Consider the following 11,766-nt stretch of genomic DNA (forward strand, 5'->3'; position numbering starts at 1 on the left):
GAGGTAAGCCATTATACGTATTGTCTATTAATACAGAGAACGATAGTACCTTATATGTATTTATACTTATGATTAACAATACTTCTCCTGCACATATAAAACTGCAATAATATGACAGAGCCTTTTGATCTGAAATCGTTCAATAAATTTTATACGGATTATCATCCGCGTTTTATTCGTTTTGCGAATACTTATGTGAGAGATATATCCATTGCTGAAGATATCACAACTGAGGCGTTTATGACGTGCTGGGAGAATAGAGCCAATATGGAGCCAGGTTCCAATGTAAGGGCTTATGTGTTGACTATTATAAAAAATAAATGCCTTAATCATCTTCAGCATAAAAGAATACAGATCAAAACTTTGGATAATATTCAGGATATAGCTCATTGGGAGCTTAATGTACGCATAACAACACTTTCGGCGTGCGATCCGGAAGAAGTTTTTTCGGTGGAGATAGAAAATATCATAAATCAAACGTTGGCCGCTTTACCAGAAAGAACACTGGAAGTATTTAAAATGAGCAGATACGAAAATAAGACACATAAAGAGATTGCAGATGCTTTGAATATTACAACGAAAGGTGTTGAGTTTCATATCACAAAGGCCTTGACGCAACTTCGGTCCGGCCTTAAAGACTACATGTCTGTATTTTTGGCATTTTTTTCCATATAAAAGGAATTTTAAAAAAACTGTTTTTTTCACTAGGGATGTTTGCTCCTCATCTGTTATTTATATAGAGGTTAATAAAAAATGGATTTTAAATTACTATATAAGTTTTTTGAGGGTCTTACAACTCAGGAGGAAGATGAGACAATAAGACAGTGGGTAACGGATTCTCCGGAAAATGAAAAACGTTTTTTCGAAGAACGTAAAATATTCGATGCTATAGTCCTTAATACGACAGAGCCGGATATTAAAGAGAATATAGAGAGCCAATCTGTAGTATCAGGAAATCGTCCGCGTATATCTAGCTATTTCAGAGAACTTATAAAAATAGCGGCAATTGTAGCTATTACTTTGTTGGGTAGCTGGTATTATTTTATCCACATAAATAAGAGTAATAAACTGGTCGCAATGCAAACTATTTCAGTACCTGCCGGGCAGCGTCTGAACATAGTATTACCCGATGGTACCGATGTGTGGCTGAATGCCAAGACAACAATAAAATATCCGGTATCTTTTAACGAAAAGGAACGGTTGATACTGTTGGATGGACAGGCTTATTTTGATGTGGCTAAGGACAAAGAAGTCCCTTTTCTTGTTAAAACGCGGGATGGAATAATTCAGGCACTGGGTACAAAGTTTGACGTAATGGCTTATCCTGATAGCCATAGCTTTGAAACTGTGCTCATGGAGGGGAAAGTAAAAGTTAGAACTGTATGTGATTCTTTGCAGTCGATAATATTAACTCCTGGTAATAAGGCATATCTGAAAAACGGAAAATTAGAAACCGCATATGTAGACGACTTTAGTGCTTATGAATGGAAGGATGGCCTGATTAGCTTCAAGAATGAATCATTTGCCCAAATAATGAAATCGTTTGAAAAGGTATATGATGTAAGAATCGTGATCGAAAATCCTAAGGTTGGTAATCTTATATACACAGGTAAATTCCGTGTTATTGATGGAGTGGATTATGCTTTACGTGTATTGCAGAAAGATGTTAAGTTTAAATATGAAAGGGATACCGAAAAGCATATTGTGCATATAAAGTAGATGTTGATAAATAGTGTAAACAAAAATAGATGTGTAGTGGATAAAATTATATCCGGAAAAGACATATAACCGCATAAGGAAAGGGAATATAGTGTTAAAATTCGTTATTTGTTTTCTGTAATTTATTTAATGAGTAGATACAATCATTGTTTAGTTTAACCTTATAAAAAAGATCGCCTATGGGAAACATCTAAAAACGCTTTTATCGTGTAAACGAAAAAGCCAATAAGTGCGGCAACACCTATTGGCTGGAAAATCAATACAATTTTTAGATCATATTAATCAAAAACATCGTAAATCTATGGAAAATAAAGTTTTTCACGACCGCTTTTTGTTGAAAAATGAAAAAATTAAACATTTTTTTAGAATCATGAAAATCACGACGTTGTTATTATTCGTCGGAATCCTCTCTATTTATGCTGAAGACTCTTATTCACAAAAAGCAAGAGTTACAATCAATGAAAAAAATATCAGGCTCGATAAGGTACTGACAGAAATAGAGAAGCAGACCGATTATCTTTTTATTTATAATGATAAAGTAGAAACAGATCAGAAAGTATCGGTAAAGGCTAATACCAAGCCTGTTTACCAAGTATTAAACGATTTGTTTAAAGAAACGAATGTCAACTATTCGATGGAGGGTTCACATATCATCTTGTCGAATAGAAATGAACCGGAGGTATCTTTTGTAAATACTCCTTTACAGGAAGGGAAAACGATAACCGGTAAGGTTCAGGACGAACAAGGTGAACCTTTGGTCGGAGTAAGTGTCGCTGTAAAAGGAACTACTACCGGTACTGTAACCGATATTAACGGGGGATACACGCTCAAGGTAACAAACCCGAACGCTACACTGTTTTTTTCATTTATCGGATTCCTTTCTCAGGAAGTGGAACTCAAAGGACAAAGTACTGTAAATATAACTTTGGCAGAAGATGTGAAGGTACTGGACGAAATAGTGGTAGTCGGTTATGGTGTGCAACGTAAGATAGATGTGACAGGTTCGATATCTGTTACTAAATCAGATGAAATACTCAAGCAACAATCATTCGGTGCTCTCGACGGACTGAAAGGTAAAGCTTCCGGGGTGAATATTTTCTCAAACTCGGGACAGCCTGGAGGTGCTTCGCGCGTGATGATTCGCGGTATAGGTACTATCAATGCATCGTCCAATCCTCTTTATGTAGTGGACGGTGTTGCTATGGATGATTTTAAATTTTTGAATCCGAACGATATCGAACGCGTAGAGGTACTGAAAGACGCATCGTCTGCTGCTATCTACGGTGCACGTGGTGCAAATGGTGTAATATTGGTAACTACTAAGCGCGGACTAACCGGTACAGGTGTGAAGATCAGCTACAATGGGTCGGTAAGTATGAGCACAATGGCTAACTATATAGATGTAATGAACTCTGAAGAATGGATGGAAGCATTTATGATTGGTCAGGCTAATGCTAATAAATATCAGGGAAAAAACTATTCACTGAATGTTAAAGACTATTTTAAGGATCCGAATTTGTTCACGTCAGATGGGAAACCTATCTATGATACTGACTGGCAAAAAGAAGCAACACGCACAGCTTTCTCTCACAATCATCAATTGAGTATACAGCAAGGAGGAAAAGATTCGTCTGTAGGTGCTTTCCTAAACTATACCGATCAACAAGGTATCATGTTGAATTCATATATGAAACGTCTGAATGCAAAGATGGCATATGATGCCAAACCTACTGCATGGCTGTCTACCGCTATAAACTTATTGGTAAATCATACATGGGGTAATGAGGCGGAAGAAACAGGTGGCCATCAGATGCCACGTCGTTCTATGCTGGAGATGGTTCCGTTTATGCCGGTTAAATTTCCTGATGGAGGATGGTCTAATTCTACTTCTATATCGGATGAACTGGGGCTTGAAGGTATGGCTAATCCTGTACACGTACTGAAAACTCAGGAGCGCATGAGATACCGTACTCAGATATTCGGTAATGCAGCTTTGACATTCCATTTAGCACCGGGACTGGATTTGAAAACACAATTCGGTATCGACAGCCACTTTGATAAAGAAAGAGATTATTCTCCGACCGATCTGTCTAACATCTCTTATCCTAATGGAGATGCACGTATAAAAGATATAAATATGTTTTTCTGGCAGGAAGAGACTTATCTGACTTATCTGAAAACTTTAGATAAACACCGGATTAATCTCATGGCAGGTCTTTCTTGGCAGGAAAGAGTATTCAGGACAAATCAGAGCCAGACAAAAGGTTTCACTGACGACTTCTACGGTACTAATAATATGGGAGTGGGTACATTGCCTGAAAAACCGGGTTCGGAATATCAGAAATGGTCTATGAACTCATACTTCCTCAGAGCCGCTTATACTTATAACGATAAGTATATGACTACACTGACAGGTCGTATAGACGGATCATCCCGTTTCGGTGAAAATAATAAATATGCTTTCTTCCCATCTGCCGGTCTTGGTTGGTTGATGTCGAATGAAGATTTTATGAAAGATATTAATGCAATAAGTAATCTCAAGTTGCATACCAGTTATGGTATCACAGGTAACTCTGAAATTCCTGTGTATCAATCTCTGGCTATGATGGGTTCGGGTACAACATTGATAAACGGTTCTCTTGTTCCTACTGCATGGCCTGACCGTTTGGCTAATCCTGACCTGAAATGGGAAAAAACATACACTTTCGATGTTGGTGTTGAATTAGGATTATTCAGAAACAGATTGAACTTCGATGTGTCTTATTACAATAAAAAGACTAAAGACTTATTATTGGCACGTCCTGTCCCTTATCATACAGGTTATTCGTCGGTGATGTCGAATATGGGAGAAGTGACCAATCAGGGGGTTGACATATTAATCAGTTCTACTAATGTTGAAACCTCTGACTTCACATGGGGTACAACCTTGAATATGAACTATAATAAGAATAAGATCAATGCTCTGGGTGAAAATAATGAAGATATTTTCCCTGATCCGAGTTGGGTGTCAGGCCCGCAGACGATCTTACGTGTAGGTGAATCGCTCAGTTCATTCTGGGGTTACGAAAGACTTGGTATCTGGACAGAAGAAGATAAGGCTGCAGGCCGTATTCCGTCAGGACAGATAGTCGGTCAGGCGAAGCGTTCAGCTGAGAAGAAAGTTCTGGGTAAAGGTATTCCTGATATTACAGGTAGCTTTATCAATAATTTCCGCTACAAGAACTTTGATATGACTATAGATATGCAGTTTGTTCTGGGTGTGGATGTGCTTCAGCAGTTTACTCACTCTTTGGAAGACCGTTTCGGTCTGACTAACGGTGAAAAAGCCATATTACATGATGCATGGTCCCCGTCTAATCCGAATACAATTGTACAGGCAATCCGTAATGGAGCCAGAGATGGCCAAAGCTCTGAACTTGATTCACGTTGGGTAGCAGATGGTTCATACTTGCGTGCTAATCTGATCCAGTTGGGGTATACATTCAACCCTAAAATGATCAAGCCATTATCTCTAAGCTCTTTGCGCGTTTATTTTGGTGTGAACAACGCATTCCTGATCAAATCAAGTGATTTCAGAGGATATGATCCGGAAGCAACATCACAAGGTGATAACCAATGGGGGCAGAACATGTTCTTCTTCCAATACCCTAAACCTCGTACATTTACCTTTGGTGTCAGCGCAACATTTTAATAACCCTGGAATATAAATATGAAAAAGACTATGAAAATGAAAAATATATTTTTAGGATTAGTGAGTTTATTCTTTCTGGGCGCAGTCACATCCTGTGATAGTTTTCTTGAAGAAAAACCACAACAAGATATGTCCCTGGGACAATACTATAAAACAGCAAATCATGCCCGGGCAGGAGTAAATGCCTTATATGCTACGGGATTCCCTACTTTCTATGATGCAGGGGTATACAATGGAGCGAGAATTGCATATGGTCCTTTCCTTTCAGGTCTGTATGACAATGAATATAAGGGACAGGAAGTGATTGTTCAGTATTGTCAGGAATTGACGATTTCTCCGGCCAATATAACCAACGAGATGAGAGATTCGTGGAGGTATTGCTATCAGGCAATCGGACGGGCAAATACAGCAATAAAATATATTCCCGGTATCACCGACCCTAATTTCGCCTCAAATGAGAAAGACCAATTGGTGGCTCAGGCTAAATTTTTCCGTGCTTTGAATTATTTTCATCTGGTAAAAAGTTACGGTGATATTCCTTTGACATTAGATCCGTTCGAATCATTAGATGACCTGTATTTATCCCGGACAGCAACTGCACAGATATATGGTCAGATAGAAACAGACCTGAAAGATGCAGGATCCGTACTGAAGGAAGAAGCTTTTGTGAAGAATGGTTTCAGAATATCGAAGACCACCGTTGATGCATTATTAGCTAATGTTTACCTGCAAATGAGCGGTTATCCTTTATCTGCAAATAGTTATGCGAAAGCTGCAACTGTAGCGCGAGATATTATTACAAGTAATAAACTTACCTTGACTCAGAATAAGGATAATGGAGAAAACAGCGCTTATAATATTTTGCGTACAGATGATAATCTGACAGAATATATTTACACAAGAGAACGTTCGTCTAGTGTTGCCGGTTATGCAAGTAACTGGACTCAGCTTTCATTTCCTGTGTTTGCTGCTCAATGGGGTGTTTTCAAATATACGCTGACCAATAATGTGATCAGGCCTATGCCTACCCTTATCAATGCATATGACCCGGCTAATGACTTACGTATTGCTGAAAGGCAGTTTTTCTTTAATGAGTATACTTATACTAAAGATGGAAAAGAAGTCACTGCAAAATTTGAACAACCGTCTCCATGGTTTTATTTCGATGAAGAAGCTATGTTTGAAACAGGCGTGAGCGGCAGAGATTTCCCTATTATGAGATATCCGGAAGTATTGCTTATTGCAGCTGAGGCCATAGCCCAAAGCGAAGGTATAACAGCAGAGGCAGCAGGTTACCTGGCGGATGTACGTGCACGTGCTTATACTAAAATGACAAAAGAGCAGATCGTAGCAAGTCTTACTGGCTTGTCTAAAGATGCATTTATACAAGAAGTATGGACAGAACGTATACGTGAATTTTCTCTGGAACATAAGATATGGGATGATATTCAACGTACCCGCATGTATCCGGTTACTTCGGCTACAAATAAAGGAAAAGTAACATTTGTAAATGTTATAGGAGCTAAAAACCCTTGGGGTGCTACTTTCCAAGAGAAACATCTGTTGTGGCCCATTTCAGATACAGAGATGCAGCGTAATCCTCAGTTGGGACAAAACAATCCGGGTTACTAGTGCTTGTGCCTGGACAATATAAGCCTTTATGATTTCTGTATTTGAATTCATTTCTGAGAGGTATTAGGTTTTTCAGAAAAGGCAAAGAAGGGGGTTGCCTGGGAAGGCGACCCTATTCTTTATCTGTTATAAATTATTAAATGATTAACAAATGTCTTTTTGTTTCAGTTTATTATGTAAATTTGTCATAATTGTAATTGTTGCCTGTGAATCTTTGATTAATTCTGGATATAATAATGCCTTCAGATATCGTAGAGCGGGCTTGGAAACTATAAATCGAATATAAACAAAACTAAATATATAATTAAAAATCAGACAATGAGATCGAATTTTAATCGCATTGCAAAAACAATCTGTTTGGGTATCATCTCAGGCGCTTTGTTTTATTCATGTAATGAACCGGAAAAAGACTCGGAACTTATAAATCTTACCCAGTATGTCGATCCTTATATCGGGACCGGTGACCATGGGCATGTATTTGTAGGAGCCGACGTTCCGTTCGGATTGGTACAATTAGGTCCTACAAACTTTTCTCAGGGCTGGGACTGGTGTTCGGGTTATCATATCACCGATTCCACAATTATCGGATTCGGACATATGCACCTGAGTGGTACGGGAATAGGTGACCTTGGTGATATCGGCTTTATGCCGGCTACCGGCGATGTAAAGCTTACACGGGGAAATCTGAAAGATCCTAAATCGGGGATTTATTCATTATTCAGAAGGGAAACTGAAAAAGTGAAACCCGGTTATTATGCAGTACACCTCGACAGGTTCAATGTCGATGTGGAACTGACAGCAACTAAAAGAGTCGGTTTTCATAAATATACGTTCCCTCAGTCCGACTCGTCGAAAATTATTATCGACCTGCAGCATGGTATAGGCTGGGATGCCCCCGTGGAAGGTTATCTGACACAAGAGAATGATTCTGTCATATCGGGTTACCGCTATTCGAAAGGCTGGGCTAATGACCAAAAGGTTTTCTTCACAGCTGTTTTTTCCAAGCCTATGAAGGGTTTTGTTGTTTCGGATACTACTGCTGTGCAGGAAGGCAATACGATAAAAGCGACAAGGGCCTACGGACAGGTATTGTTCGATACAAAGGATAAAGAGAATATATTTGTAAAAGTGGCCTTGTCTCCGGTAAGTATAGATAATGCAAAACTGAATATGCAGGCTGAACTTTCAGGCTGGGATTTTGAGAAGACTGTTGCCGATGCTGACAAAGCATGGAACGAAGAGCTGAACAAAATCATTATTACAACGGACAACGAGCAAACTAAGCGTACATTCTATACAGCACTTTATCATACAATGATAGCACCTTCCGAATTCTGTGACGTGAATAACGATTACAGAGGTTCTGACGGACAAATGCATGAGAAAGGCGCATTTAAGAATTACACCACATTCTCGTTGTGGGATACATATCGTGCTGCTCATCCGTTGATGTCGATCATACATCCGGAAAAGATGAACGATATTGTCAATACGATGTTGACAATATATAAGCAGCAGGGCAAATTGCCTGTATGGCATCTGATGGGTTGCGAGACCGATTGCATGGTGGGCAATCCGGGTATTTCGGTTGTAGCCGATGCTATAATGAAAGGTTATGACGGCTTTGATAAAGAACTGGCATTCGAAGCAATGAAGAATTCTGCGATGCTCGATGAAAGAGGCCTGAAGTACCTGAAAGAATACGGCTATATCCCTTACGATAAAGGAGAGAGTGAAGGTCTATCGAAATGTATGGAATATGCTATCGCTGACTGGAGTATAGCCCAGGTGGCTCAAAAAATGGGTAAGACAGAAGATTATGACTACTTCCTGAAACGGAGTAAATCCTATACACACTATTTCGATAAATCGGTAGGATTCATGAGAGGCCTGTCGTCTGACGGTAAGTTCAGGACTCCTTTCAATCCATTCGAGTCAGTTCACCGTGACAATGATTATACAGAGGGTAATGCATGGCAGTACACATGGCTGGTGCCGCACGATCTGAAAGGGCTTGTGGACCTGTTCGGCAGCAAAGAAACGTTTGTTCAGAAGCTCGATTCCCTGTTTGTCGTAGAGGGTTCGCTGGGAGAGCACGCATCTCCGGATATCAGTGGGCTGATAGGTCAATATGCTCATGGAAACGAGCCTAGCCACCATATCCTGTATATATATCCTTACATCGGTCAATCGTGGAAGACTGCCGATAAGGTACGTCAGGTAATGTCGGAACTTTATCACGACCAACCCGCCGGACTTTCAGGAAATGAGGATGTAGGCCAGATGTCGGCATGGTATGTATTGTCCGCTCTGGGTTTTTATCAGGTTGAGCCTGCCGGAGGTAAATATATTTTCGGAAGTCCCGTTATAAATGAAGCAACCGTTAAGGTGAAAGACGGCAAGACTTTCAGAATTGTAGCAAAAGATAATAGTGTAGCCAATAAATACATACAGAGTGTGACTCTCAACGGCAAAGACTATGATAAGTTCTATATAGACTTTAAAGATATAGAAGCCGGAGGTACATTGGAGTTCGTGATGGGAGACAAACCGTCCGAAACCTGGGGTACAAAAGGTGAAATATAAGATATAAAATCCCTTTTACACATCATAGGGATTTTTATTAAGGGTGAAGCCGCCAGAAGTGATTCTCGCGGCTTTGATTTTTTTAAATTCATTAATACCTGAAAATGGTATAGCAGAAATCAACAATGCATTAATGAATCAACAGGCTTATCTCCTGTTATATGTTATTAACACATCTACCACTCAATTGGTTCAATTCCTTTCGATTTCAGATATTTATTTGCTTCACTGAAGTGATTATTTCCAAAGAATCCGTTGTGCGCGGATAATGGAGATGGGTGTACAGATTTTAATACGAGATGTTTATTTGCATCTATGAATGCTGCTTTTTTCTGGGCATAAGCACCCCATAGGATAAATACGATATTTTCACGCCCTTCTGCCAATTTATGTATGGCAGCGTCGGTAAACGCTTCCCAACCTTTTTTCTGGTGCGACCCGGCCATATGTGCCTGTACGGTCAGTGTAGCATTGAGAAGCAGTACACCCTGATTTGCCCAGCGTGTCAGATTACCCGATCTGGGAACAGGGATTCCCATGTCACGGTTTATTTCTTTGAAGATATTTACCAGAGAGGGAGGGGCGGGCATACCATCAGGTACTGAAAAGGACAAGCCGTGTGCCTGACCGTCGTTATGATACGGATCTTGCCCGAGAATGACCACTTTTACCTTATCGAATGGAGTGTGTTCGAAAGCGTTGAATATTAATTTCGCAGGAGGGAATATTTGTTTTGTACGGTATTCATTTCTTACAAAATCAGTTAGTTTTACAAAGTAGTCTTTGTCGAATTCATCTATCAACTGTTCTTTCCAGCTTTCCTCTATTTTTACATCCATAATTCGTCGGTTAGTTTTATGTTAGATACTAAGTAACTGTTTAAATTAACAAATTGCCGGGTATAAAGATACAATTTTTGTGATGTAGTCCGATAAAAATAAATCATGGATTAGGGTAAACGAAATATGTATTTTTATGTTGAAAGTTTATCTATGCTATTTTTAAGTGTACTAGTAGATAGTATACCAGAAAAGGGAGTTCTACTATATAACTTAATTTTGGAAACGTTCTTTGAAGTATTGTAGAAAGTGAAAAACGAAAAGTGATAAATATTTTTCGTTTTTCACTTACTAATTGTTTTCTGTGTTTCCTTTGTTACTTTTTTGGAAAACTGTAGGGGGGGGCGGAAAATATTTGGCTCCGCCGATTTTCAATTCGCCCCTACTCGTATCTTGTAACAAAGTTGTCAGATATGTCAGATTTTAATAATAATGCGAATCAGTAGTTGAGATTTAATGTTCTATTTTTTTATGCTCCACTTCGTTCCACCTAAACGTTCATTTTGGCATTGCCCAAAACGAACCAAAAGGCTAGCGCTTCGTTCCTCGGCGACCCAAAACCGTTTTGACGGCTGAATCAAACATACGGGCTATCGCCCCGTTTGATTCTACGCCGTCTGCAACGGATTGGGTACCCCGCCTGCGTCACTAATGCGCAAGGGCTGGCGCACGCGGAGCTAAAGCCTGAAAAATCTCTGTCTTGTCGCCGCATCGCGGTAACGGCCTCATTCCGCAGGCGGGGTACCCAATCCGTAAAGCGGAGGTGTAGGGCAAAATAGGGTAGCTGCTATACACGGCTGATAATCCGGCTAAAAATGATTCCGTATTATTTTGCCCCACCGCAGCTGCGGTTTTGGGTCGCCGGAGGATGCAGCCTTGATTTTTTGTTTCGTTTTGCATCAAGGCAAAATGAAAAACAAGCCGATAGGCGCGTTAGATAAAATAGAACAATATTATACTACAATAATTACTTTAACTACTGATTGGAATTAATACATAGTTAACGTATGTAACTTAGCTGGCAAGGAACATTTCAATATCCTCCTCAACAGAAGAGATACCTCCGATTCCGAAATTCTCAACCAATACTTTCGCTACATTCGGAGAAAGGAATCCCGGAAGAGTTGGTCCGAGATGTATATTCTTCACTCCCAGATGAAGCAAAGCTAGTAATACTATCACCGCTTTTTGCTCATACCATGCTATATTGAAAGCGATAGGCAGATCGTTAATATCTTCCAGTCCGAATACTTCTTTCAGCTTGAGAGCGATAACTGCCAATGAATAGCTATCGTTACA

At 39.6% G+C, this 11,766-nt stretch carries 6 protein-coding genes and 1 pseudogene; 5 read left to right on the plus strand and 2 right to left on the minus strand.

What is annotated here, in order from left to right:
- Window positions 1-111 precede the first annotated feature (111 nt).
- From HMPREF9455_RS18805 to HMPREF9455_RS18825, 5 genes are all read left to right on the plus strand, one after another.
- Window positions 112-675, plus strand: a complete 564-nt coding sequence (locus HMPREF9455_RS18805) for an RNA polymerase sigma-70 factor (RefSeq protein ID WP_006801343.1) — start codon at window positions 112-114, stop codon at window positions 673-675.
- A 78-nt stretch (window positions 676-753) separates the two neighbouring features.
- Window positions 754-1,719 carry a FecR family protein gene (locus tag HMPREF9455_RS18810; RefSeq protein ID WP_006801344.1) on the plus strand — a complete coding sequence of 322 codons (966 nt, stop codon included), beginning with the start codon at window positions 754-756 and terminating at the stop codon, window positions 1,717-1,719.
- Between the two features lie 370 nt (window positions 1,720-2,089).
- Window positions 2,090-5,410 carry a TonB-dependent receptor gene (locus HMPREF9455_RS18815; protein ID WP_044216784.1) on the plus strand — a complete coding sequence of 1,107 codons (3,321 nt, stop codon included), beginning with the start codon at window positions 2,090-2,092 and terminating at the stop codon, window positions 5,408-5,410.
- A 36-nt stretch (window positions 5,411-5,446) separates the two neighbouring features.
- A complete protein-coding gene (locus HMPREF9455_RS18820; RefSeq protein WP_044216786.1) occupies window positions 5,447-7,042 on the plus strand; it encodes a RagB/SusD family nutrient uptake outer membrane protein in 1,596 nt (531 codons plus the stop codon).
- Between the two features lie 318 nt (window positions 7,043-7,360).
- Window positions 7,361-9,628 carry a GH92 family glycosyl hydrolase gene (locus HMPREF9455_RS18825; protein WP_006801347.1) on the plus strand — a complete coding sequence of 756 codons (2,268 nt, stop codon included), beginning with the start codon at window positions 7,361-7,363 and terminating at the stop codon, window positions 9,626-9,628.
- Between the two features lie 176 nt (window positions 9,629-9,804).
- On the opposite strand, the gene ung is transcribed toward HMPREF9455_RS18825, so the two are convergent.
- On the minus strand, window positions 9,805-10,467 hold the full coding sequence (gene ung / locus HMPREF9455_RS18830; RefSeq protein ID WP_006801348.1) for a uracil-DNA glycosylase: 663 nt from the start codon (window positions 10,465-10,467) through the stop codon (window positions 9,805-9,807).
- A gap of 1,014 nt (window positions 10,468-11,481) precedes the next feature.
- Window positions 11,482-11,766: pseudogene (locus HMPREF9455_RS18835) on the minus strand (hydroxylamine reductase); the annotation flags it as partial.

The sequence above is a fragment of the Dysgonomonas gadei ATCC BAA-286 genome (assembly GCF_000213555.1).
Classification (GTDB): domain Bacteria; phylum Bacteroidota; class Bacteroidia; order Bacteroidales; family Dysgonomonadaceae; genus Dysgonomonas; species Dysgonomonas gadei.

Excerpts from the sequence above, each read along its gene's own strand:
- HMPREF9455_RS18825 (WP_006801347.1), top strand. The coding sequence starts at position 7,361 with ATGAGATCGAATTTTAATCGCATTGCAAAAACAATCTGTTTGGGTATC.
- HMPREF9455_RS18820 (WP_044216786.1), top strand. The coding sequence starts at position 5,447 with ATGAAAAATATATTTTTAGGATTAGTGAGTTTATTCTTTCTGGGCGCA.
- HMPREF9455_RS18810 (WP_006801344.1), top strand. The coding sequence starts at position 754 with ATGGATTTTAAATTACTATATAAGTTTTTTGAGGGTCTTACAACTCAG.
- HMPREF9455_RS18805 (WP_006801343.1), top strand. The coding sequence starts at position 112 with ATGACAGAGCCTTTTGATCTGAAATCGTTCAATAAATTTTATACGGAT.
- HMPREF9455_RS18815 (WP_044216784.1), top strand. The coding sequence starts at position 2,090 with ATGAAAATCACGACGTTGTTATTATTCGTCGGAATCCTCTCTATTTAT.
- ung (WP_006801348.1), bottom strand. The coding sequence starts at position 10,467 with ATGGATGTAAAAATAGAGGAAAGCTGGAAAGAACAGTTGATAGATGAA.